The 23,511-nt window shown below is 67.9% G+C and carries 24 protein-coding genes; 15 read left to right on the top strand and 9 right to left on the bottom strand.

The features are described from left to right. Window positions 1-17: 17 nt before the first annotated feature. A complete protein-coding gene (locus GO592_RS01780; protein WP_007297578.1) occupies window positions 18-1,100 on the bottom strand; it encodes an NAD(P)H-dependent amine dehydrogenase family protein in 1,083 nt (360 codons plus the stop codon). 121 nt (window positions 1,101-1,221) lie between these two features. Here GO592_RS01780 and GO592_RS01775 point away from each other — a divergent pair, with 121 nt between their 5' ends. The 6 genes from GO592_RS01775 to GO592_RS01750 all read left to right on the top strand — a co-directional run bounded on the left by GO592_RS01775 (window position 1,222) and on the right by GO592_RS01750 (window position 5,529). After that, on the top strand, window positions 1,222-1,710 hold the full coding sequence (locus GO592_RS01775; protein WP_007297577.1) for a hypothetical protein: 489 nt from the start codon (window positions 1,222-1,224) through the stop codon (window positions 1,708-1,710). A gap of 324 nt (window positions 1,711-2,034) precedes the next feature. Continuing rightward, on the top strand, window positions 2,035-3,267 hold the full coding sequence (locus GO592_RS01770; RefSeq protein WP_039951345.1) for an alkane 1-monooxygenase: 1,233 nt from the start codon (window positions 2,035-2,037) through the stop codon (window positions 3,265-3,267). Next, entirely contained in the window at window positions 3,267-3,434 is a 168-nt protein-coding gene (locus GO592_RS01765) for a rubredoxin (protein ID WP_005259056.1), read from the top strand. The genes GO592_RS01770 and GO592_RS01765 overlap by 1 nt, the downstream gene beginning before the upstream one ends. A 1-nt stretch (window position 3,435) precedes the next feature. Next, the gene (locus GO592_RS01760; RefSeq protein WP_005251084.1) at window positions 3,436-3,621 is read left to right on the top strand and encodes a rubredoxin; all 186 of its coding nucleotides are present in this window, start codon (window positions 3,436-3,438) and stop codon (window positions 3,619-3,621) included. A 5-nt stretch (window positions 3,622-3,626) separates the two neighbouring features. Continuing rightward, entirely contained in the window at window positions 3,627-4,892 is a 1,266-nt protein-coding gene (locus tag GO592_RS01755) for an NAD(P)/FAD-dependent oxidoreductase (protein ID WP_007297575.1), read from the top strand. A gap of 10 nt (window positions 4,893-4,902) precedes the next feature. Then, window positions 4,903-5,529, top strand: a complete 627-nt coding sequence (locus tag GO592_RS01750) for a TetR family transcriptional regulator (protein WP_007297574.1) — start codon at window positions 4,903-4,905, stop codon at window positions 5,527-5,529. A gap of 32 nt (window positions 5,530-5,561) precedes the next feature. Here GO592_RS01750 and GO592_RS01745 read toward each other — a convergent pair whose 3' ends face one another. The 3 genes from GO592_RS01745 to GO592_RS01735 form a co-directional block, all read right to left on the bottom strand. Then, window positions 5,562-6,740 (bottom strand): 4-hydroxybenzoate 3-monooxygenase, encoded by a 1,179-nt coding sequence (locus GO592_RS01745; protein WP_007297573.1) that lies wholly within the window; start codon window positions 6,738-6,740, stop codon window positions 5,562-5,564. Between the two features lie 91 nt (window positions 6,741-6,831). Beyond that, entirely contained in the window at window positions 6,832-7,569 is a 738-nt protein-coding gene (locus GO592_RS01740; protein ID WP_007297572.1) for an IclR family transcriptional regulator, read from the bottom strand. Between the two features lie 16 nt (window positions 7,570-7,585). Continuing rightward, window positions 7,586-9,661 (bottom strand): acyltransferase family protein, encoded by a 2,076-nt coding sequence (locus tag GO592_RS01735; RefSeq protein WP_039951310.1) that lies wholly within the window; start codon window positions 9,659-9,661, stop codon window positions 7,586-7,588. A 194-nt stretch (window positions 9,662-9,855) separates the two neighbouring features. Between GO592_RS01735 and GO592_RS01730 the strand changes: the two genes are divergently transcribed. The 3 genes from GO592_RS01730 to GO592_RS01720 all read left to right on the top strand — a co-directional run bounded on the left by GO592_RS01730 (window position 9,856) and on the right by GO592_RS01720 (window position 12,120). Beyond that, window positions 9,856-11,133 carry an MFS transporter gene (locus GO592_RS01730; RefSeq protein WP_007297570.1) on the top strand — a complete coding sequence of 426 codons (1,278 nt, stop codon included), beginning with the start codon at window positions 9,856-9,858 and terminating at the stop codon, window positions 11,131-11,133. A 91-nt stretch (window positions 11,134-11,224) separates the two neighbouring features. Then, window positions 11,225-11,701, top strand: a complete 477-nt coding sequence (locus tag GO592_RS01725; RefSeq protein WP_005566320.1) for a VOC family protein — start codon at window positions 11,225-11,227, stop codon at window positions 11,699-11,701. Window positions 11,702-11,727: 26 nt separating this feature from the next. Beyond that, on the top strand, window positions 11,728-12,120 hold the full coding sequence (locus GO592_RS01720) for a VOC family protein (RefSeq protein ID WP_007297569.1): 393 nt from the start codon (window positions 11,728-11,730) through the stop codon (window positions 12,118-12,120). Here GO592_RS01720 and aztA read toward each other — a convergent pair. After that, window positions 12,101-12,736: a zinc ABC transporter ATP-binding protein AztA gene (aztA, locus tag GO592_RS01715; protein WP_007297568.1), complete on the bottom strand. Its 636-nt coding sequence runs from the start codon at window positions 12,734-12,736 to the stop codon at window positions 12,101-12,103. The genes GO592_RS01720 and aztA overlap by 20 nt on opposite strands. 18 nt (window positions 12,737-12,754) lie before the next feature. Between aztA and aztB the strand changes: the two genes are divergently transcribed. The 4 genes from aztB to aztD all read left to right on the top strand — a co-directional run bounded on the left by aztB (window position 12,755) and on the right by aztD (window position 17,044). Beyond that, window positions 12,755-13,609, top strand: coding sequence for a zinc ABC transporter permease AztB (gene aztB, locus GO592_RS01710; RefSeq protein ID WP_007297567.1), 855 nt, complete (start codon window positions 12,755-12,757; stop codon window positions 13,607-13,609). 13 nt (window positions 13,610-13,622) lie between these two features. After that, window positions 13,623-14,897 carry a hypothetical protein gene (locus GO592_RS01705; protein WP_007297566.1) on the top strand — a complete coding sequence of 425 codons (1,275 nt, stop codon included), beginning with the start codon at window positions 13,623-13,625 and terminating at the stop codon, window positions 14,895-14,897. 5 nt (window positions 14,898-14,902) lie between these two features. Further along, on the top strand, window positions 14,903-15,814 hold the full coding sequence (gene aztC / locus GO592_RS01700; RefSeq protein ID WP_007297565.1) for a zinc ABC transporter substrate-binding protein AztC: 912 nt from the start codon (window positions 14,903-14,905) through the stop codon (window positions 15,812-15,814). Window positions 15,815-15,889: 75 nt separating this feature from the next. Beyond that, complete coding sequence (gene aztD, locus GO592_RS01695; protein WP_039951309.1) at window positions 15,890-17,044, top strand: zinc metallochaperone AztD; 1,155 nt, start codon at window positions 15,890-15,892, stop codon at window positions 17,042-17,044. Window positions 17,045-17,060: 16 nt separating this feature from the next. On the opposite strand, the gene GO592_RS01690 is transcribed toward aztD, so the two are convergent. From GO592_RS01690 to GO592_RS01680, 3 genes are read right to left on the bottom strand one after another with little or no spacing between them, the layout of a single operon-like run. Then, complete coding sequence (locus tag GO592_RS01690; RefSeq protein WP_007297563.1) at window positions 17,061-17,480, bottom strand: carboxymuconolactone decarboxylase family protein; 420 nt, start codon at window positions 17,478-17,480, stop codon at window positions 17,061-17,063. A gap of 43 nt (window positions 17,481-17,523) precedes the next feature. Further along, entirely contained in the window at window positions 17,524-19,167 is a 1,644-nt protein-coding gene (locus tag GO592_RS01685) for an NAD-dependent epimerase/dehydratase family protein (protein ID WP_202715201.1), read from the bottom strand. Next, window positions 19,167-20,399, bottom strand: a complete 1,233-nt coding sequence (locus tag GO592_RS01680) for an aminotransferase class I/II-fold pyridoxal phosphate-dependent enzyme (RefSeq protein ID WP_007297561.1) — start codon at window positions 20,397-20,399, stop codon at window positions 19,167-19,169. Before GO592_RS01680 ends, GO592_RS01685 begins: the two co-directional genes overlap by 1 nt. Window positions 20,400-20,563: 164 nt before the next feature. On the opposite strand from GO592_RS01680, the gene GO592_RS01675 reads away from it, so the two are divergent. Together GO592_RS01675 and GO592_RS01670 are read left to right on the top strand one after the other, a co-directional pair. Then, a complete protein-coding gene (locus tag GO592_RS01675; RefSeq protein ID WP_007297560.1) occupies window positions 20,564-21,679 on the top strand; it encodes an acyl-CoA dehydrogenase family protein in 1,116 nt (371 codons plus the stop codon). Window positions 21,680-21,756: 77 nt separating this feature from the next. Further along, window positions 21,757-22,125, top strand: a complete 369-nt coding sequence (locus GO592_RS01670; protein WP_005259088.1) for an MmcQ/YjbR family DNA-binding protein — start codon at window positions 21,757-21,759, stop codon at window positions 22,123-22,125. Here the strand turns inward: GO592_RS01670 and GO592_RS01665 are convergent. Continuing rightward, on the bottom strand, window positions 22,106-23,458 hold the full coding sequence (locus GO592_RS01665; protein ID WP_007297559.1) for a TIGR01777 family oxidoreductase: 1,353 nt from the start codon (window positions 23,456-23,458) through the stop codon (window positions 22,106-22,108). The genes GO592_RS01670 and GO592_RS01665 overlap by 20 nt on opposite strands. Between the last annotated feature and the right edge of the window lie 53 nt (window positions 23,459-23,511).

The following is a 23,511-nucleotide window of genomic DNA, read 5'->3' as shown; positions in this document are numbered from 1 at the left end:
GGGCGGTTAACAAGTACTCACAAGCGCGAAGCGCACAATCCGCGGCCGGTGACGAGAGGCAGGTCGAGTGCGGTCACCAATCCGGGCTTCGCCTCGACCACCGCGTGCACCGAATTCACCAGCCGCATCGCGGTGACGATCATCCCCGACACGTTGTGGTCGCCGTTTTCGCCGTGGTGGTTGAACTCGACGGTCATCATCGGCTCGCCCGTGATGTCGATGCGGTAGCACCCGTCGCCGCGGGTGGGTTTCGGCCAGTCCGGTTTCTGTTCGGGGTGGGTGCGGGTGACGTGCTCGAGGACCACGCGCGGCACCCCGTCGACCGTGCCGACGACTTCGAATCGCACCGCCGCCACCGTTCCCTTCGCGATGTGGCACGACAGAATGTCCAGATCCTCCTCGGCGGGGATGCGTTCGAACTTCTCCACCAGCGGCTCGTCGAGCGTGAGGTCCAGTCCCGCGGCGATCTGGCGGACGACGCTCCCCCACGCCAGCGACAGCACGCCCGGCTGGAACAGCATCGGCGTCTCCTCGACGGGTTTGCCGAAACCGAAGATCTCGCTCATCACCACCGGCTGGTAATAGGTGGAGTAGTCGGCGATCTCGGAGCACCGCACCTCGTCGATCCGCTGCGACAGGCTCGTCATGGCCAGCGGCAGAACGTCGTTCGCGAACCCGGGGTCGATACCGTTCACGTGGAGACTCGCGTCGCCCTGCTCGCCGGCGCGGCGGATGCGATCGACGAGTTCGTCCGGGACCACACCGATCGGATACTGCAACAGAACGGGTCCCGAGGACACGACGTTGATGCCGGCCTCGAGGAACGAGATCAGGTCCTCGATGGCGTCGAAGATGCGGTCGTCCGTCATCGCCGTGTGCACGATGCAGTCCGGCTTCAGAGCGAGAAGTGCCGCCTTGTCGTCGGTCGCCGCCACGCCGAGTTCTCGGGCGAGGCCCGCCAGCTCCCCGGCGTCCTTCCCGACCTTCTCCGGGTTGGACACCCACACGCCGACCAGTTCGAGGTCGTCGCGGGCGTCGATCCCTGCGATGGCGTGACGCCCGACCGTACCGGTGGACCATCCGACGACGCGGTATGTCATGAGTTCTCTCCGAGTTCCAGAAGTAGCACCCCTCCCGCGAATGTAACAGGTTCTAGTTTACCCGGGTGGACGATTGCCGAAGAGTGCTGTCGCGGTTCGGCGTCAGGGAGAATCCATACGTATGACACCCACCGACGTCTACCGCGCACCGATGCGTTCCCGCCGCGACGACGTGGACCCAGGGCTCGCGGTGCAACGCGCGCTCACGATGGACGTGTGTGGAATCGGCGGGTTGCTGGCCCCACCTCCCGTCGATCTGAGTGAGGCGCTCGACGCGACCGAGCGCACCTACGGCGATCCGGCCGCACGCCGGCTCGAACGCTTCACGCAGGTGCTGGACGGATCGTTCGTCTGGTCGCGTGACGCCGACGGGCTCTACCTCCTCGGCCGGATCGACGGTCCGTGGCGCTACGACTCGAGTCCGGAGGCCGCGACTGTGGATCTGGTGCACCTCCGAGACTGCGAGTGGCTCGACGCACCCGTCGCCGAGCTCGACGTACCGCCCGCGACCGTGCACACCTTCGCCCGCGGTGGACGCAACTTCCAGCAGACCCACCACCCTGACATCGCCGAGCAGACGCAGCGGGTGTGGGACCGCGGAAGGCGATGAAATGCTTCGCCCGTGAGTACTTGTCAACCACCGGTGGTTGATAAGTACTCACGGGCGGAGCTACCAGCGGTACCCGAGCAGGCCCAGGACGAATTCGAGCCAGTCGGGAAGTCCGGGGTCTCGGAACATCGAGGGCCTCCTCAGCACGGTGCAACGGTGTCGACCTCTCTATCGGCAGCGAAGACCCCGGCGTTAGAGCACTGCATCTTGTTGGATTTACAAATCTCTAGTTTTGTCTAGACGCTGGATCAAAGTCGGTGTACTGTCCAAATGAGAGTGAGCTGGTTCATACCGGCACGGCTACTGAACGAGGAGGTTCGCATCGTGACGACGTCGAATATCGGCAGGATGGCAGGAGAGGCGCCACCGAAAGCGTGGCGTGACCGCAAGCGCTACCTATGGTTGATGGGACTGATTCCCCCGACCGCACTGTTCCTCGCTGCAGGGCTCGTGTGGGCCTTCAACCAACTGGGCTGGTCGGCGGCAGCACCGGTGTGGTGGTGGATCGGCGCCCTACTGCTGTTCGGAATGCTCCCCCTCCTCGACAGGTTCTTCGGGCCCGACGGCCAGAACCCTCCCGAGGAAGTGATGGAACAGCTCGAGAACGACAGGTACTACCGGTACTGCACGTACGTGTTCATCCCGTTCCAGCTGACGAGCCTCGTCTTCGCGTGCTACCTCTGGTCGGCGGACAATCTCTCCTGGCTCGGCATCGACGGCGGCCTCGGACTGGCGTCGAAGATCGGCGTCGCGTTCACCGTCGCCGTCATGGGCGGCATCGGCATCAACACCGCGCACGAGATGGGTCACAAGAAGACCGAACTCGAACGGTGGCTGGCCAAGATCACTCTCGCGCAGACCTTCTACGGCCACTTCTACATCGAGCACAACCGGGGCCACCACGTCCGAGTCGCCACACCGGAGGACCCGGCGAGTTCACGATTCGGAGAAAGCTTCTGGACGTTCCTGCCCCGCAGTGTCTGGGGAAGCCTGAAGTCGTCCTGGGAGCTCGAGAAGACGCGGATGCAGCGACTCGGCAAGAGCACCTGGAGCATTCACAACGACGTGCTCAATGCCTGGCTCATGTCGGTGGTGCTGTTCGGTGCGCTCATCGCCATATTCGGTCCGGTCGTCATCCCGTTCCTGATCATTCAGGCCGTCTACGGATTCTCTCTCCTCGAGACGGTCAACTACCTCGAGCACTACGGCTTGATGCGTCAGAAGACCGCCAGCGGCCGCTACGAGCGCTGCGCTCCCGCACACAGCTGGAACTCCGACCACATCGTCACCAACATCTTCCTGTACCACCTGCAGCGCCACAGCGACCATCACGCGAACCCGACCAGGCGCTACCAGACGCTCCGGAGCATGGACGGCGCCCCCAACCTGCCCAGTGGCTACGCCAGCATGATCACGCTCGCGTACTTCCCGCCGCTCTGGCGCAAGGTGATGGATCACCGCGTGCTCGACCACTACGACGGTGACATCACCCGTGTGAACATCCAACCCGGCAAGCGCGAGAAGGTGCTGGCCAAGTACAGCGGCGGAGTTCGGTGATGGCCGCCTACCAGTGCCCGGTCTGCGACTACGTCTACGACGAGGCGTCCGGCGCACCGCGTGAGGGATTCCCCGCCGGCACCGCGTGGGCCGACGTGCCCGACGACTGGTGCTGCCCCGACTGCGGGGTCCGCGAGAAGATCGATTTCGACCCGAGGGTGGCGTGACATGAGCACCGATTTCAAGCTTTACCGCTGCGTCCAATGCGGATTCGAGTACGACGAGGCCGAGGGCTGGCCGGAGGACGGCATCGAGCCCGGCACCAGGTGGGACGACATTCCCGAGGACTGGTCGTGCCCCGACTGCGGGGCCGCCAAGGCGGACTTCGACATGGTCGAGGTCAGCCGGGCGTGAGCGCAATGTCGAATCACTCCACGGAACTGTCGACGGTGGTCATCGTCGGGTCCGGTATCGCGGGGGCGAGCGCCGCGCAGACGCTCCGGTCGGAAGGCTTCAGCGGACGCGTCGTCCTGATCGGAGACGAACCCGCACCGCCCTATCGGCGTCCGACGGTGTCGAAAGACTTCCTGTCGGGTGCCACGGCGGCGGAGAAGACCGCACTGAAGCCGGGCTCTTTCTGGAAGGAAAGAGATATCGAATTGATTACCGGTGCAACGGCAGTCGAACTCGACACCAGGCGGAAGTTGGTGACGCTCTCCTCCGGAGAGACCCTGTCATTCAGTGCTCTGCTGCTCGCGACCGGCGGCCGGGCCCGAAAACTCGAGGGTGTCTCCGGTGCGCACTTCTTCACTCTGCGGTCGATGGCCGACGCCGATTCCCTTCGCGAGTCGATTCGACGCACCGGGTCCCTGCTCGTGATCGGCGGGGGTCTCATCGGATGTGAGGTCGCGGCCACGGCGCGGTCGCTCGGCGCGGAGGTCACCGTCCTCGAACGCGACCGGTCGCTCCTCAGTCGAATTGTGCCCCCGGACATCTCGACGATGATCGCTTCGCTGCACTCCGAGAACGACGTCGACGTCTGCACGGATGTCGCACTGTCGTCGCTCGACGTGAGCGACGACGGATCCGCCCGCGCCACCGCGGACGACGGTCGCAGCTGGAGCGCCGGCACCGTCCTCGTGTCGGTCGGCACCGTCCCCGAGGTGACGCTCGCGGTCGCGGCGGGACTGCGCGTCCACAACGGCATCACCGTCGATGGGCAGTTTCGCACGTCGGCCGACGGCGTCTACGCGGCCGGCGACGCGGCCAACATCCCCGGTGTACGTGACTCCGAGCGTTACCGTTCCGAACATTGGAACGGCGCTCAGGCCCAGGGGATTGCCGCCGCGCACTCCATCCTCGGAAAGCCCGCGCCGTTCACCGACGTTCCGTGGGGGTGGTCCACGCAGTACGGCCACACCGTGCAGTTCGCCGGCGCGACCCGTTTCGACGACGACTACGTGATCCGCGGTTCGATCTCAGATCGCGATTTCACAGCGGTCGCGGTGCGTGAGGACACGCCGGTCGGGGTCATCGCCGTGGGCCGCCCGAAGGACCTCCGCACCGTGCGCACGATGATCGCCCGGGGCGGCACCGTCGACCGCGCCGCATTGGCGGACGAGTCGGTAGCTCTGACCGACGTGCTCGCCGACGAGCGGGAAGGTCGGGCCGCGGCCGCCCGCTAGCATCGAGGTCATGTCCGCAGACGACCGCACCGAGCGACAGAGTCGATACCGGCTGGCCGCAACGTCGCTGATGCGGGAGACCACCCTCGATGCGCTTCGGGAGCTGCTGCTCGAACGTCCGTGGCCGACAATCACGATGACCGACGTCGCGGTCGCCGCGGGCCTGAGCAGGCAGACGATCTACAAAGAGTTCCGGTCGCGGCGCGGCCTGGCGGAGGGGTACGCACTACGGCTGACCGACAACCTCGTCACCGTCATCGAATCCGCTCTGTACGAGAACCCCGGCGACGCGACAACTGCGCTGCGGCACGGGTATGCGACGTTCTTCGAACTCAGCGGAGCCGATCCCCTGGTGATGTCTCTGCACCAGGGGAAGGCACCGGAAGATCTGCTGCGCCTGATCACGACGGACAGCAACATCATCATCCGACCCGCGGCCGAACGGCTCGCACAGACGCTGCAACGGTCGTGGGTGAACTCCTCCCCGGACGACGCGGACGTCATCGCGCACGCCATCGTCCGGCTCGCCCTGAGTTTCATTGCCAACCCACCCGAGGACACCGCGGCGGCGTCGGCGAACACGGCCCGGCTCTTCGCTCCGTTCGTTGCGGCTCCGCCACCCGTGAGTACTTCTTAACCGCCCGACGTTAACAAGTACTCACGGGGGCGTCAGCCCAATGGCGTGCCGACATAGTTCTCGGCGATGAGGGTGCGTCCGGCGACGGACCGGGTGACCATGTCCAGTTCGGCGACCTGCCGCTTGTGTCCGAACCCGGTCTCGTCGGGGAGTCGGTGCAGCATCGAGGACATCCACCAGGAGAAGTGCTGGGTCCGCCACACGCGCGGGAGGACACTGTCGGTGTAGCCCTCGAGCCCGGCCCGACTGCGGGTGGCGAAGTATTCGGCCATCGCCTGGGAGAGGAAGTACACGTCGGCGATCGCCAGGTTCATGCCCTTGGCGCCGGTGGGGGGCACGGTGTGGGCGGCGTCGCCGGCGAGGAAGAGGTTGCCGTGCTGCATGGGCTCGCACACGAAGCTGCGGAACTGCAGGATCGACTTCTGGAAGATCTTGCCATCCTTGATCTCCGCGCCTTCGCCGTCGACGCGGGCATGCAGTTCCGACCAGATGCGGTCGTCGGACCAGTTGTCGACGGAGTCGTCCGGGTCGACCTGCAGGTAGTGCCGCTGGACCTCCGGTGTGCGGGTGCTGATGAGCGCGAAGCCGCGCGGGTGGTTGGCGTAGATCAGTTCCTCGGACGACGGCGGGGCCTCGGCGAGGATGCCGAACCAGGCGAACGGGTACTGGCGGAAGTGATCGGTGCGCACGGTGGTCTCGGGGATGAGACCGCGGGTGGTCGTCCGCGAGCCGTCGCAACCGGCGACGAGCGCGCAGGTGAGCGTCTGCTCGTTGCCGTCGGCGTCGAGGTAGGTGATCTTCGGGTTGTCGGACGTGTGGTCCAGAACCTGCACGTCGGAGACGCCGAAGCGGAGGTCGCCGTCGTCTTCGAGACGCCGGGCGATGAGGTCCTTGAGGACCTCGTGCTGCGGGTAGACGGTGACGGCGCGGCCGTTCGTCAGTTCGTCGAAGTCGATGCGGTGGCCGCGGCCGCCGAACCGCAGTTCGATGCCGTGGTGGGTGAGTCCTTCACGCTTGACGCGGTCGCCGAGTCCGGTGTCGACCATCAGGTCGACGGTGTTCTGTTCGAGCACACCGGCCCGGATCGTTCCCTCCACCTCCTCGCGGGTGCGGCTTTCGAGCACGACGGAATCGATGCCCTTCAGGTGCAGGAGATGGGACAGCATCAGTCCTGCGGGACCCCCGCCGACGATCCCGACCTGTGTGTTCATGAGCAGACTCCTCGCGTAGTTCGTGACACCAGTCACTGTGCTGCCCGCCGTGTGATCGCAACACCCCCTCTTTCACTGAGTGAAAGACGAGCTACGCGACGCCGCGGGAAATGCCGCGCGCCGCCGCCCGCACCGCCGGGATCAGGGGCGCGGGATCCTTCTCCGCCGGAACCACGACGGACACCGCTGCCACCACCTCACCCGTCGATCGCGACACCGGCGCGGCCACGGCCAGCGTTCCGACGTTGAGGTGTTCGCGGCACGTGGCCCAGCCGGTCCTGCGGATGTCGTCGAGGGTGCTGCGCAGGCGATGTTCGGTGGTGATGGTCGACGGCGTGAAGCGTTCGAGCCCTGCTGCGAGAACCTCGTCGAGGAGGTCCGTGCCGCCGAATGCCAGCAGCACGAGACCGCCGCTCGACGCGTGCAGCGGCAACCGGCCCCCGGCCCTCCCGACGACGGTCACCGCGCCGCGCGCCGACAGCCGTTCGATGTAGAGCGCCTCGAGATCTTCCCGGACCACGAGCTGGACGTTCTCACGCGTCGCCTCGTACAGGTCCTCGAGGTACGGCAACGCCACCTGCCGCAATCCGTGGGCGCGGGGCGCGAGCGCACCCAACTCCCACAGCCGCACCCCGATCTCGTAGTGCCCGTCGTCGACGCGTTCGAGCGCGCCGTTGCCGACCAGTTGGCGGCACAGCCGGTGCACCGTCGGCAGCGGCAGTCCGGTGCGCCGGCTCAGCTCCGACTGCGACAGGCGAGGGCGCTCCGAGGTGAACGAACCCAGCACCAGGAAGGCGCGTCCCAGCATGCTGCGGTCGTCTTCGGACATGCCGCCAGTATCCCGGTCACCACCAGCGGGTGGCCATGCCGATCTGACGGTCGAGTTCGGGGACGAGGCTCCGGACGTACGTCGCCGAGAGGTGATGCGAATCGTGGTACACGAGGATGTTTCCCTGCACCGCACGGCAGATCGCCACGTCACACACGGCGTCCGTGAGGTCGAGGGGATGCACCGACGGCAGGTCGCGGGCCGCCTCGAGCGTCGGGTTGTCCGGGGCCAGCACGTCGTCCCGGGGCATTCCGCAACTGTCGGCGTCGCCGCCGTCGGCGAGGCAGTCGACAACCGAATACGGCACGCCGTCGTTGTGCAGCCACGGCGTGTCGCGGATGCCGAGGAACGGGAGCCCGAAAGCCGCGAGCCGCGCCCAGAGGCCCACGTAGTCGTCGGGGGTGACGTCGCCGGCGCCCTCCTCGTTGGGACGCGAGGACGTCGAGAACACCCAGTCCGGTCGGTGATCACGGAGACGCTCGAGGACGTCGCGGGACCAGTCGCCGCAGTCGGGATACGGCTCGCCGGCGAGCAGCGGAACGTCCGCGACGGTCAGCGGGCACCCCATCTTGAGGTACGTCTCGACCCGGATGCCGCGCTGTTGCCCGATGCGGTCGAGCGCGGGCACCCAGTGCTCGGCGTGGGAACTGCCCACCACGGCGATCGTCCGGTCGGCGGTGAGGTCGCCGTACACACAGGTGACGACGTCGCGGGTGCTCAGATCGGAGATGCAGCCGTCGAGGGTCGGCTGCGGAAGATCTCCCGACGCTTCGAGCAGGGTGGGTCGCATGTCCGTGCGCGGCGCGAACGCGCCGTCGGTCAGCGACGCCGCGCCCGGGTACAGCCACGGGTCCAGCTCACCGACCCGGGCGGTCGTCTCGGGGTTGCGGACCAGATACACGTGCCAGCCGCACGCGGTCCCCACCACGGCGACGCCGAGGATCACGACCAGCGCGGTCAGCGCTCGCCTCGGACGGGCCGACCCGGTCTGGAACCGCGCTTCGACCAGCCGCTGGGTGAGCCACGCCAGCATCAGCGACACGAGGATCACCGCGAGTCCGCCGAGCGCTCCGACCGCGGGCCGCTCCCGCCACGTGAGGTAGAAGATGAGGATCGGCCAGTGCCACAGGTACAGCGAATACGCCAGGCCACCGAGTTCGACGTACGGCCGCGACGCCATCATCGTCACGATCCCCGGCTGCTCGGACTCGCCTACGCCCGCGAGGATCAGCGCCACCGCCGCGCTGACCGGGATCAGGGCGGCCGGGCCGGGGAACAGGGCGGCGCCGTCGACGAGGAACCCGCACCCGAGGACCACCGCGAACCCCGACATCGCGAGGACGGTCCGCGACCGCCGGGGCAGCGCGACCCGGTGCACGACGAGCGCGAGCAGCGCCCCCGCGAGCAGCTCCCACAGTCGCGCGAACGTGTCGAAGTACGCCCACGACTGCCGGTCCTGCGACAGCACGGCCGCGTAGGCGAACGACGCCACCAACCCGAGAACGAGGACGCCGCCGAGCACGGGCCGGAGGAGGTCCGGTCGGCCGCGACGACGGCACGTCCACGCGATCCCGGCCACCACCGCGAGGGCGAGCAGATAGAACTGACCCTGCACGGACATCGACCACAGGTGCTGGAGCGGACTGACCGACGCGTCGGCGGCGGCGTAGTCGGATGCCGTCCGGGCCAGCTGCCAGTTCTGCACGTACAGCAGTGACGCGAGGAGTTGGTCCGCGATCCCCGACCACTGCGTGAACGGCCGCTGGATCACGGTCACGACCGCGGTCGCGGCCGACACCACCACGAGCGCGGGCAGCAGCCGGCGGGCGGTGCGCCGCAGGACGGCGGGGATCGACGGACCCGAGTCCGCCCCGGCGCGTCGCACGAGCATGCCCGTGAAGAAGAACCCGGAGAGGACCAGGAAGATGTCCACGCCGCCGGACACCCGCCCGAACCACACGTGATAGACCACGACCAGCGCGATCGCGATTCCGCGCAGTCCGTCGAGGTCGTACCGGTAACCGCCCGTAGCCGACGCTGGCGCCGCGGCGTGGCTCGGACGGCTCGCAGCCACCTGGGGGTTGGGTCTCACAATCCGTCCTGGCTCATCGACTCGGTACCCGATCGATTATCCACACGGGGTTTACCAGTTCTTGACCAACCGGGGTGTGGAGTAGCCGATGTTTGACAGGCAACTATGGCGCGCCACACAATAAGTCCGCGTATAGAACCAGGGTTCGCATCGCGAACGCCCCGCGCACATCACCACCGAATGTCGAGGACATCATGCCCACTTCCCAACGAAGCGCCGTCCGCGCCTCCACCGCCCTCTGGGTCGCGCCCCTCTGCTGGGTAGCCGTGCTGCTCGACGGCTTCGACCTGGTGGTCCTCGGCGCCGTCATCCCTTCACTCCTCGACTACGAGGACTGGGGTCTGACCACCGGAACGATCACGTTCATCTCGACATTCGGCCTGGTCGGCATGACCATCGGCGCACTGGTCATCGGTACGCTCACCGACGTCATCGGACGCCGGCGGGCCCTCCTGTATGCCGTTGCGGCGTTCTCCGTTCTCACGCTCCTCTGCGCGGTCGCGCCCAACCCGTTCTTCTTCGGACTGTTCCGCTTCCTGGCTGGGGTCGGACTCGGCGGCGCACTGCCGACTGCGCTGGCCCTGGTCAACGAGTTCTCGAAGAGGCAGGGCGGCGGCTCCGCGTCGACGCTGCTGATGACCGGGTATCACGTGGGTGCTGTCGCGACCGCTGCGCTGGCGATCGTGCTGATCGAACCGTTCGGCTGGCGTTCGATGTTCGTCGTCGGCGCCCTGCCCGCCGTGGTCCTGATTCCGCTGATGCTGCGGTACCTCCCCGAATCCCCCTCGTACCTGCTGGCGCACGGCAAGCGCGCCGAGGCCGAGGCCGTCGCGAAGCAGTACGGCCTGGAATTGGAGGCGGCACCCGCAGCCGACGCTCCCGTCGCGGCCTCGGCGAACCCGGTGCGCGCCCTGTTCTCGCGTCCGTTCCTGCGTAACAGCATCGCCATCTGGGTCACCTCTTTCATGGGACTGCTGCTCGTCTACGGCCTCAACACGTGGCTGCCGACGATCATGCGTGAGGCGGGCTACAACCTGGGCGCGTCGCTGACGTTCCTGCTGATCCTCAACGCAGGCGCGGTGGTCGGACTGCTGATCGCGGGCGGCGTCGCCAATAAGATCGGCCCTCGCACGGCGGCCATCATCTGGTTCGCGGGCGCCGCGGTGTTCCTCGCCCTGCTCAGCGTCAAGGTGTCGTTCGGCATCTACGCCCTGGTGTTCCTCGCCGGCTGCTTCGTGTTCAGCGCACAGGTTCTCGTCTACGCGTTCACGAGCGCCAACCACCCGCCGCAGATCCGCGCCACCGCACTCGGCTGGTCGGCCGGTGTGGGCCGGGTCGGCGCGATCTGCGGTCCGATCCTCGGCGGCGTTCTGCTGGGCGCCGGCTACGCGGTGCCGTGGGGCTTCTACGCATTCGCCCTGGTAGGGCTGTTCGGAGCGATCGCCATCTCCTCCACCCGGACGGTGCGCTGAACTCCTGACAGCCGTCCGATGAGTTTCGGGCGTGGGCGCGGTCTATATCGGCGAGGATGAATCGACGAGGACCTGCGAGAGGAACTGCGCCATGAAACCAATCACCCCCTGCCTCTGGTTCGACACCCAAGGCGAAGAGGCCGCGAAGTTCTACACGTCCCTGTTTCCGAATTCGCGGATCACGGAGGTCACCCACTACGGTCCGAACACTCCCGGTCCGGAGGGGGCGGTGTTGACGGTGTCCTTCGAGATCAACGGGCAGCCGTTCATCGCGCTCAACGGGGGGCCGCAGTTCACGTTCGACGAGGCCATCTCTTTCGAGATCCTGTGCAAGGATCAGGAGGAAGTGGACCGGTACTGGGACGCCCTCACCGGCGACGGCGGCGAGGAAAGCCAATGCGGTTGGGTCAAGGACCGTTTCGGCGTCTCCTGGCAAGTCGTGCCCGAGCGGCTGTACGAACTCATGCGCGACCCGGACACCGAGAAGGCACAGCGCGCCATGCAGGCCATGCTGAAGATGCGCAAACTCGACGTCGCCGAACTCGAGAAGGCGTTCGCGCAGGCGTGACGCCTGCCGACGAGAGGATGGACGGTATGAGCGCGGACGGCAAGACCCACATCAACGGGGTGCACACGGTGGCGGTCCCAGTCACCGATCAGGATCGGGCGCTCGAATTCTATGTGGGCACACTCGGTTTCGAGCGTCGCATGGATGCGGAGTTCAGCCCCGGACAGCGGTGGGTGGAGGTGGCGCCACCGGGATCGGCGACGTCGATCGCGCTCGTCCCGACCCGTGACGGCGTCCCCGCGGGCGTCGAGACGGGCATCCGCCTCACCACCTCGGACGCCGACGCCGATCATGCGACCCTGTCGGCGAACGGCGTCGACGTGGACGCGGAGGTCATACGGATGGGCGACTACGTGCCGCCCATGTTCTATTTCCGGGATCCGGACGGCAACAAACTCGTCATCGTCGAAGTGGGGTGAGCTGCACCCCCGACGACAGGGTCAGCACCTGGTCGGCGCGTTCCGCGTCGTGGGATTCGTGCGTGGCCACGACGACGATCGCACCCCGCGCCGCTTCTTCGCCGACGACGTCGCCGATCACCGCGCGGGCCTCCGCGTCGAGACCGGTGGTGGGCTCGTCGAGGAGCAGCAGGTCGCCGCGTTGAACGAGCGCCTGCGCGAGCAGGGCGCGTTGACGCTGCCCGCCCGACAGTGTGCCGATCCGCCGTCGGCCGAGATCCGCGAGACCGAGCCTGTTCAGCGCCTCGTCGACGGCGTCCCGGTCGCCGGGAGTGAGCCGCCGCCACAATCCACGTCGGTGCCAGGCCCCCATGGCCGCCACTTCGCGCACGGTCAGCGGTAGCTGATCGCTCACCGCATTGCGTTGCGGCACATATGCCGTTCCCAACCCCCTCGTGCCGTCGATCCGTCCCGTCGTCGGTCGCGCGATGCCCGCCAGGCACTGCAGGAGCGTCGACTTCCCCGAACCGTTGTGCCCCACGACGGCTGTGACGGTACCTGGTGCGAGCTGCACGCTCACACGGTTCAACGCCGGGGTCGGGCCATACCGGACCGCGATTTCGCTTACGACAATCATTATCGTTAGATTAGCAGAGTGCAGTGGCTACTCGACCCCCTGATGGTGTCCTTCGTCCGGCGTGCGCTCTTCGCGGGAATGCTGGTGTCCGTGCTCTGCGGGCTGGTGGGCACGTGGGTCGTGTTGCGCGGCATGGCCTTCATGAGCGAGGCCATCTCGCACGGCATGCTGCCCGGCGTGGCCGTCGCCTATCTCGCCGGCGCGAATCTCCTCGTCGGCGCGGCCGCGAGTGCGGTCGTCATGATCCTCGGTGTCGCCTGGGTGTCGAAGAATTCGCGACTGTCCGAGGACACCGGGATCGGCCTGCTGTTCGTCGGCATGCTCGCGCTGGGTGTCGTGATCGTCTCGCGCGCACGGTCGTTCGCGGTCGATCTCACAGCCTTCCTGTTCGGTGACGTCCTGTCGGCGACACGGGGAGACCTGATCTGGCTCGCGGCGGCGGCCGCCGTCGCCGGGATCGTCTCGGTGATCGCATACCGCCCCTTCGTCGCCCTCGTCTTCGACGAACGCAAGGCGCACACCCTGGGTCTGCAGCCGCGGTGGGCGCACCTCGCGCTCCTCGCACTGGTGGTCCTCGCGGTGGTCGCGTCGTTCCGCATCGTCGGCACCCTGCTCGTGTTCGGCCTCCTCGTCGCTCCGTCCGCCACCGCAGCACTGTTCGGCAGGTCGATCGGCGCGACGATGGCGATTGCCGTGCTCCTCGGCTGGTCGGCCACCTTCGCAGGGCTGATCGTGTCGTGGAATGCCGACACCGCTGCGGGCGCGACGATCGCCGGAATCGCCGTGCTCCAGTTCTTCGTCGCGGCCCTGGCCCGGTCGGCGGCGCGACGACTTCGGCCTGCCCTCTTACCCACTCCGATGCCCGTTCGATAGATGGAGACCACGAATGCCGAACACGACCCTCGCCCGCGCAGCAATTGCCGCGGTCGCCGCGCTGACCCTCGGCGCCTGCGCATCCCCACAGGAGGAGGCCGCATCCCCCGACGGCCGGAGCCAACCGGGTAGCGACCTTGCCGCCGAGGCCGGATCCACCGAGGTCGAGGGGCCCGAACCTCGGCTCGTCGTGTCGGACGCCGACTCCGGTCGCGTGGACGTGCTCGACCTCGCGACGGCAGAGACTCTCCATTCGTTCGAGTTCGACAACCCGACGCGGGTGACGACGGTGAAGGACCGCTACGCGTTCGCCGTGGACGGCGCCGGCAGCGCCGTGCATGTCGTGGACGCCGGTTCCTGGACCATCGATCACGGGGACCACACCCACTCGTACACCAAGCCACCGGTCGAACTCGGCGCCCTCGAGGGCGGCAAGCCGGCGCACGTGATCGAAGGCGACGACAAGGTGGCGACGTTCTTCGACGGCGACGGACTCGCCCGCGTGATCGACTTCGCCGCGCTCCGCAAGGACAGCATCCACGTCGGGGCCGTCGTGGACGCCGACGCTCCGCACCACGGCGTCGCCCTCCCGATCGCCGACGGGTTCGTGGTGTCGCGCTCGGCCGCGGACGGAACCGGTTCCCGCCCCGGCACGTTCGAGGTCCACACGGCGGACGGGCAGGTCGAGCAGAGCTTCGAGACCGCCTGCCCGAACATACAAGGCACGGCCGTGTCCGACACGGGCGTACTGGCCGCGTGCGACGACGGACTGTTCCTCGCGACCACCGCAGCCGGGGCGTGGACGTCGGAGAAGGTTCCGTACCCGGCGGGCATCGACGCCGCCACCCGACCCACGTCGTTCCGCGGACACGACGGCCTGCCGATTCACGTCGCCGCCGCCGGACCCTCCGCCACCAACGTCGGGGTGCTGGTCTTCGATGCACGCACCCGCGGGTGGACGCACGTCCGGACCCCGGACCGCGCGCTGAGCGTCGCAGTGGCGGGCGACGGTCGCTCCGTGTTCGCGGTCCTCGCGGACGGCACCTTCCGCATGTTCGACACGACGACCGGCGCGGAGACCGCGTCCTCGCACGTACTGGCCACCCCCTACGACTGGAGCGACGAGTCCGCGACCCCGCCTGCCGTGGTCGTCGGCGGCACCCGCGCGTACGTCTCGGATCCCGCATCGAAGACGGTGACCGAGATCGACTTCCGGGACAACGCGCGGGTGGCGCGGACTCTCGACGTCGGAGTCGCCGCGTCCACCCTCGGCGTGGTCGGGCTGTGAGCAAAATGCAGCGCCTACTGCCGCTGACCCTCCTGACCGCACTCGCGGCACTGTCCGTGACCGGGTGCACCCCGGGCGCGTCCGAAGGGCCCGTGGTGGTCGTGACCACGAATATTCTGGGCGACGTGGTGCAGAACGTCGTCGGCGACCAGGCCGACGTGAAGGTGCTGATGCCGAGAGGCGCCGATCCCCATTCGTTCGAGATCTCCGCATCGGACGCCGCGCGGGTGGAGCGTGCCGACCTCCTCGTATCGAACGGTCTCGGACTCGAGGAGGGAATCGGCAAGACCGTCGACACCGCACGCTCCGAGGGTGTCCCGATCCTGCAGGTCGGTGAGGCCGTGCGGCCGATCGAGTACCGTTCCGGAAAGTCCACGGGCACCATGGATCCGCACATCTGGACCGATCCGGACCGGGTACGCGAGGCTGTTGCACTGATCCGCGACGCGGTGATCGAACACGTGCCGGAGATCGATGCGGGAGCCGTCCGCACGAACTCGGACAGCTACGCCCGGCAACTCGAGGAACTCACTGCCCGGATCGCGGACAGATTCGCGACCGTCCCCGCAGATCGGCGAAAGCTGGTGACCAATCATCATGTCTTCGGTTATCTGGCCGAACGTTTCGGCTTCGATACCGTGGGGGCGGTGATTCCCAGCGGAACCACCCTGGCGTCGCCCAGCGCGTCGGACCTCTCGGACCTCGCCGCGACGATCACCGCGGCGAGGGTTCCCGCGATCTTCGTCGACTCCTCCCAGCCCGATCGGCTCGCGCAGGTAATGGCCTCGGAGGCCGGTGTTCCCGTGGACGTCGTCTCGCTGTTCACGGAGTCACTGGGCGAGTACGGCTCGGGCGCGGGCACGTACATCGAGATGATGGATTCGAATTCCCTGGCGATCGCGGAGGGCCTGGCGTAGCGATGCATTCACACATGCACACTTCCGACTTTGACAACCGTTTGCATTAAGAGTTAATTCTCCTGGGTGACCCTTATGCGTAGACCTCTCCCCACCGCCGTTGCCGCCGTGGCACTCTCGGCGACACTTCTCACGTCCTGCTCCACCGACTCCGGCGCGGCCGAAGGGACCACCACCGACACCGCCGCGCCGCGGCTGGCACTGACCTACGACGGCGGCGTGCTGGTTCTCGACGCGCACAGCCTCGACGTGGTCGGTTCTGCCGAGGTGGACGGATTCACCCGGCTCAACCCCGCAGGCGACGACCGGCACGTGCTGGTCAGCACCGGAAACAGTTTTACCGCCCTCGACACCGCCGAACCCGCCCTCACCGACGTCGCGTTCGAGGCGAAGACGCCCGGCCACGTGGTCCGGCACGACGGCAAGACGGTGCTGTTCGACGACGGCACCGGACTGGTGCGCGTGTTCGATCCGGCCGGACTCTCCGAAGGAACACCCGACACCACCGAGTTCACGACGCCCGAGGCGCATCACGGAGTGGCCGTGGAACTCTCGGACGGCAGCCTGCTCACCACCGTCGGCAACGAGGACGAGCGCACCGGCATCGTCGTACTCGACCGCGACCGCAAGGAGATCGCACGCAACGAGGACTGCCCCGGTGTGCACGGCGAGGCCGTCGCCGCCGACGAGACGGTGGTGGTGGGATGCCAGAACGGCTTGCTGATCTACCGGGACGGCTTCATCACCAAGGTCACCAGCCCCGATCCCTACGGGCGCATCGGCAACCAGGCCGGCGACGAGGATTCACCGATACTGCTGGGCGATTACAAGACCGACCCCGACGCCGAACTCGAGCGCCCCGAACGGGTCTCGCTGACCGACACCTCCACCGGACAACTCACCCTCGTCGACCTGGGCACCAGCTACACGTTCCGCTCGCTCGGGCGCGCCCCGCACGGTGAGGCACTCGTCCTCGGCACCGACGGCGCCGTGCACGTGATCGACCCGAACAGCAAGGCGGTGAGCCGCACCGTCGACGTCCTCGATCCGTGGACGGAGCCGGACAAGTGGCAGTCGCCGCGGCCTGCGCTGTACGTGCAGGACCACACCGCCTACGTGACCGACCCCGCGAAGAAGAAGATCCACACGGTCGACCTCGACACCTGGACCGTATCCGACCAGGCCGACCTGCCGGAGATCCCGAACGAGATCACCGGCGTCACGGGCTGATTCGCATACCGCGGCGTCAGTCTTCGGTTTCCAGCGGTCCCAGTTCCGCGTCGAGCGCCTCCTGCACCACGGCCATCGCCGACAACCCGGCGGGGGCGCCGCAGTAGGCGCTCGCGTGGATCACCGCTTCGACGACCTCGGTGCGGGTCAGACCGTTTCGCAGTGCACCCCGCACGTGGCCCTTCAGCTCACCGTGTGCACGCAGCGCGATGAGCATGCCGAGGTTGAGGAGGCTGCGGCTGCGCCGGTCCAGCCCCGGCCGGTTCCATACGGCGTCCCAGACGTGCTCGGTGACGAACTCCTGCAGCTGCTCGCTGTCGGTCCCCGCCGTGCGAGTGAGTGCCCGCTCGACGAAGTCGGGGCCCATCACCTCACGCCGTACCGTCAGACCCGCCTCGACGGCCGGACTCCGCTTCCCGGGTTCTTCACTGGTCATGGGTTCACTCCTGTTCACAGCGCCTGTGTGTTCGGGAGTCACTCTACGAGTCGACGCGATCGGCGCGGGTGAGTGCGACGACGTCTCGGACGGAGTGGGCGTGCGGGATGTGCCCGAGCCCACCCTCGTACCGCAGCCTCCGCGGGAGCAGCCCGTCGGCCGGGTTGACCGACGCGTGGGTCCGCGAGCGGGCCACCTTCGATCGCCATCGTCCCGGCCGCGACACGCGCTCGGTCGCGTCGCCGACCCTCACCACGAGCGGAGTGACACCGAACCGGATCCGGGCGTAGCCGAGCGCAACCGCCAGGGCGTCGTTCACCCCGGCCACCGTCGCACGACCACGCTTCCCCGTGCTCAACCCGTGCCCGGGGAGGTCCACGACGACGACGTCGACCCCGTTCTCCGCCAATTCCGCGGCGAACGGGGTGAGATACCGCGCGTGGAGCCCGGGTGGCGCGGGCAGGACCACGGTGGCTGAGCCGCCCGACTCCACGGTGGCTGAGCCGCCCGACTCCACGGTGGCTGAGCCGCCCGACTCCACGGTGGCTGAGCCGCCCGACTCCACGGTGGCTGAGCCGCCCGACTCCACGGTGGCTGCGCCGCGCGACCGCGCCGCGTGAACCTCGGCGTGCACGGCCCCGGTCGCCGCGGGAATCTGGACGTGTTCGAGCCCGCGGCCGTCGACGCCGACGAATTCGGACGCCGGCTCCAGCGCCGCCTCGCAGGCGATGCGCCGTTCCAGGGCATCTTCCCTGCGCAGCACGGGTTTCCCCTGCAGCAGGACCATGACGGCCGCCGACTCCCGGGCCGTCAGCGTCGGTGCCCAGCCGGTCGCCTCGGTCAGGCGCGTCGAATCGACGACGGTCTCGCCCACGGTCACCCACTGGCCGGAGAACGCGGTGAGTCCGAGCCGGAACGCGACGTTCGCCGCCACGACCGCCGGTCGTTCGGGTACGTCGAACATCCGCTGCCCCTGCATTGCCGCGAGCTCGCGGACACCCACCCAGTCCCGCGGTCCGAGGTTGAACGGGCCCACGAGATCCTGCTTCACGGCGCGATGGAACGCGTCCGCCATGTCCCGCTGGTGCAGGAATTGATACGCGGCGTCGTCGGCCCGCGGAAACGCCCCGACCGGGCCGGTGAGCTGGTCGATGCCGTCGTTGGAGAAGTCCGGGCCGATGATGTAGGTGGGACGCAGCATCGAGATCGCCATCTCCCCCTGATGGCGGCGCAGCCACCACTCCGCGTAATGCTCGACCTCGGCCTTGTCGTGGAAATAGTATCGGTCGGGATCACCTGCGGGATAGACGTCTTCGTTCACCGGCTCCGGCCGTAACTCCGGTCCGTACGCGTTGATGCTCGACGCGATCACGACGCGCACCACGCCTGCCCGGTAGGCGGAGTCGATGACGTTGCGGGAACCCCTCAGGTTGATGTCGTGGGTCGCCGTCTTGTCCCGGATCTCCTCCACCACGAACGCCAGGTGGACCACGGCCTCGCAGCCACGGAACACCTCCTCGATGCCCGGATCACGAATGTCCATCCGGACCGACTCGAGTTTCGGATGTTCGATCGGCAGTTCCCGCCTGCCCAGCCCGACCACCGTGTCGATGTCCGGATCCGCCAGCAGCACAGGGAGGATCGCGGCGCCGAAGTCGCTCGTCGCCCCGGTGACGGCAACCTTCATCACGCGGCGGCCTCCGTGACGGTCTCGGAGATCACTTCCACCGCCCGCCGCAACTGTGCGTCCGTGTGGGTGGCCATGACGCACAACCGGAGCATCGCGCCCGAGCGGGGAACGGCGGGATAGAGTGCCGCGCTGGTGAACACGCCCTTGTCGAACAGGGTGCGCCAGAGGTTCATCGCCTCGAGGTCGTCGCCGACGTGGACGGACACGATGGGCGTCACCGTCTCACCACCATCGGGCAGCGGCGACAGCGCACCCACGTCGAGTCCGTTGTCCACCAGTCCGGACCGCAGGACCGCGGCGTTGTCCAGTGCGCGTCGTGCGCGCTGTTCCCCTTCCTCGCTGCGGATCAGCCGCACCGCGGCGAGGGACGCCCCCACCGCGGCGGGAACACCGGATGTCGTGAACAGGAAGGCACGGGCATTCACTCGCAGCGAGTCCAGGAGGTCACGCGACCCCGCGATGAATCCGCCCGTGGAACTGGGGCTCTTGGACAGCGACGCCATCCGGATGTCGGTGTCGCCGTCGATGCCGAGCAGTTCGGCGGCGCCGGTCCTCTGCTCGCCGAAGATGCCGAGACTGTGCGCCTCGTCCACCATCAGGGCCGCACCGTAGCGGTCACAGAGTTCGGAGACCGCGCCGAGTGGGGCGAGATCGCCCTCCATCGAGTACAACCCGTCCACGATCACCAGCACCACGCCGTCCGCGTCTGCGGTGTCGCCGAGAATGCTCTCCAGGTCGGCGACGTCGTTGTGACGGAACTTGCGGATCGTCGCACCGGACAGAGCACATCCGTCTCGAATCGACGCGTGGGCGGCGGAGTCGACGGCGACGACGTCGCCCACGCCGACGACGGCACTGATGGTGCCGAGATTCGTTTGATAGCCGGTGGTGAAGACCATGGCGTCCTCGGTGCCGTGCCATTCGGCGATTTCCGATTCGAGGTCGAGGTGCAGGTCCATGGTGCCGTTCAGGAGGCGGCTTCCGGTGATCGCGCCGCCGAACGTGTCGAGGGCGTCCTGCGCTCCCTGACGGATGGCGGGGTGATCGGCCAGCCCCAGATAGTTGTTGGAACCGAGCATGATCCGGTCGGCGCCCTCCACCTGGACGATGGGCGCGGTGGCGGACTCCATCACCCGGAAGTACGGACTCACGTCGGACTCACGAACTGCCCGGAGCAGATCTACCCGGTCGTCGCCACCCAGCCTCTGGATCAATCTGTTCACAGCCATCGATTTCTCCTCGCGGTGTGCATGATCGGAATTTCTCCGTTGATTCGGAGCGGTGGCGGATGCGGTTTGGTGGCACCGACCAAACCGGATTACTCCTCACTCCGAATATCCCCATGGATCGCCCTGGAGATCCGGAATTTCCGCGAACACATTCGAGGAGTGTCATGACCGCATTGATGGCCCGTGAACACGCAGCGCTGAAGTCGTATCTGCCCGACCTCGCAACTTACCTGGACGAGACACCACTGCTGACGCTGGAGGGCCGGGGCAGCGGGGCGATCGGGCGCTTCCGGGACGCGGGCGGTACCGCACTGACCATTCCGAAGGAGTCCGGCGGGCTGGGCGCCTCCGCCCTGGACTCCGTGCGGGTCCAACGGGCGATCGGGAGCAGGTCGCCGTCTCTCGGCGCCGCCACCACCATGCACCATCTGTCGCTCGCCACCCTCAACGAGTTCGCGCAGGAGGCGACGGACGAGGACCGCGCGCTGATCACGAGCCTGGTGGAACAACGCGCCGTCGTCGCCTCCGGCTTCTCCGAGGGCGTCACCGGGGGCAACGTCTTCATCCCCACGATGACCGCCACCAGGAACGGGTCGAGCTACATCGTCAACGGCAGCAAGAAGCCGTGCAGCCTGTCGAGCTCGATGGACCTGCTCACCGCCAGTGTGGAGGTCGACACCGGTGAGCGGGCGATCGCGCTGATCCCCGCCGGCACCCCCGGCATTTCAGTGCGCCCGTTCTGGGAGAGCTGGATACTCGCGGGAGCCGAGAGCGACGAGGTGCACCTCGAGGACGTCGAGGTGCCCGCCGACCTCGTCCTCCTCAACGGCGCCGACGACCCCGACGGCCGACACGAGATGACCGGGTACCTGTGGTTCGGCATGCTCGTCACCGCGAATTACCTGGGCGCGGCGAGCGCGCTGCTCGAGCGGCTACTGGCGGCGGGCAAGGACGACTACGAGGGTTACGTGCGCGCCGCCGCCGACGTGGAGAACGCGATGGCCGCGATCGAGAACATCGCCCGCGCCGTCGACGAAGGCGAACGCGGACAGGATATCTCGGTGCGGCTGCTGTTCTCGCGTATCGCGATTCGCGACGCACTCGTCCGCGCGTCCGCGGCGGCCGTCGAATCGCTCGGCGGGATCGCGTTCATCACATCCTCCGACATCGGCTACCTTACCGCCGCCGTCCACGCATTCGCCTTCCACCCGCCGTCACGGCGATCGGTCTCCGAATCGCTCGCCAAGTTCCACGCCGGAGACGAATTCGCCTTCGTCTGACCCCGCCGCGGTCCGGGCTGTCGGTGATCCGGGATATAAAGGTCCCCGGACCACCGACCGCCCGACCAGGAGCTGTGATGCCCACCGAACACGACGTGCGCGCGATGATGCTGGCGTTGCCGGAGGCGCACGAGGTGGTGATCGCCAACTGGGGCGACCAGCCGACGTTCCGCGTGCGCAAGAAGATGTTCGGTCTCGTCGGGTACGGCGCCCCCACCGTCTGCCTCAAAGCGACGAAGGAAACGCAGGCGGCTCTGCTGCAGGAGGATCCCGACGTCTTCCTGGTCGCACCGTTCTTCGGGCGGTGGGGCTGGATCGACGTCGTCCTCGACCGCGTCGACGCCGAAGAACTGGCCGAACTCGTCGAGGAGGCCTGGCGTCTCACCGCCCCGAAGCGGGTTGTGGCGGCGTACGACGCGGGGCGCGCTACCCCTCGTCGGTCTTGAACCGCCCGAGCTGGTGGCGCAGCGCCGTGTCGAGGTCGGGGCGGCGGAACCGGTGACCGCGCTCGCGGAGCTTCTCCGGGGCGACGCGCTGATCGGCGAGGGCGAGTTCGCGTGCGCCCTGCTCGCCGAGCAGGAGCTTCGGCCCGAAATCGGGGACGGGAAGGAAGGCCGGGCGGTGCAGTACCGACGCCAGGACTGCGGTGTACTCCTCGTTGCGAACCGGATTCGGCGCCACCGCGTTGACCGGACCGCTCAACCCCGAATCGACGACGGCGCGATGGTAGACGTCGATCAGATCGTCGATGTCGATCCACGACAGCCACTGCGTTCCGGCACCGAGACGACCTCCGAGTCCGACCTCGAACAGCGGCCGTTGCAGGCGCAGCACGCCGCCGCTCGGCGATTGGACGATCCCGGTGCGGACGTGGACCACCCGCAGTCCGGCGTCGGCGGCCGGCTTCGCCGCGTCCTCCCAGTCCGCCACGACGTCGGCGAGGAAGCCGTCACCCCGCGGGTCCTGCTCGTGCAGCACCTCGTCGCCCCGGTCGGGGCCGTAGTACCCGATCGCCGACGCACCGACGAAGATCTTCGGTCCCTGCCCGGACGCGGCCGCCACTTCCGCCAGCCGACGGGTGGGCTCGATTCGACTGTCCCTGATCGCCCGGCGATGACCGTCGGTGAACCGTCCCGCGATGGACGCGCCGGCGAGGTGGATCACGGCGTCGACTCCGTCGAGCAGGTCCCCGGCAGGAGCGTCCGGGTTCCAGCGCCGCTCGTCGGGTGTGCTGGGAGCGCGGCGCACGAGACGGATCACCCGTTGCCCGCCGGTGCTCAGGAACGCGGTGAGAGCGGAGCCGACCAGACCGGAACTCCCCGTCACCGCGACGGTGAGGGGACCGGGCAGGAGGGTGGACGCCCAGTGGTGCCGGCCGATGTCGTCGGCGAGCTGGCGGTGGCGGTAGACGAACGTCGACCGGAGGAAGTGGCCGGGCACTATGGTGTCGACCTGGTCGGTGACCCGGGTCCGGCCCTCGGACACAACGTCGAACGTATGCGTGTGCCGCCACGGCACCAGCAGTCGCAGCGGCAGCGCGGCCGAATAGTCGACGAACCGGTTCGGAGGGTCGTACGCGTTCGCGTCGTGCTGCGCGATCCACGTCAGGCCACCGGGCATGCGCAGTTCGGCACGACCCGATTCCAGAGACTCGGACTCCTTCACGAGGCTCAGCGGCTGCCACGGCGGTGAGAGCCGGGTGAACGCCCCGGCCCTCGTGTGCCAGGCGAACAACTCGTCCCGCGAGGCCTCGACCACACTCGAATGCACGATGCCCATGACCCGACCTTAGCCGCGATGGCGGGCGAGGCGGTGACAACGACGGTAGCGTG

Origin of the sequence: Rhodococcus sp. 21391 (assembly GCF_016772255.1) — a bacterium.
GTDB lineage: Bacteria > Actinomycetota > Actinomycetes > Mycobacteriales > Mycobacteriaceae > Rhodococcus_F > Rhodococcus_F opacus.
Note: the sequence above shows the minus strand (reverse complement) of the source record. Positions and strands in the feature narration are given on the sequence as shown.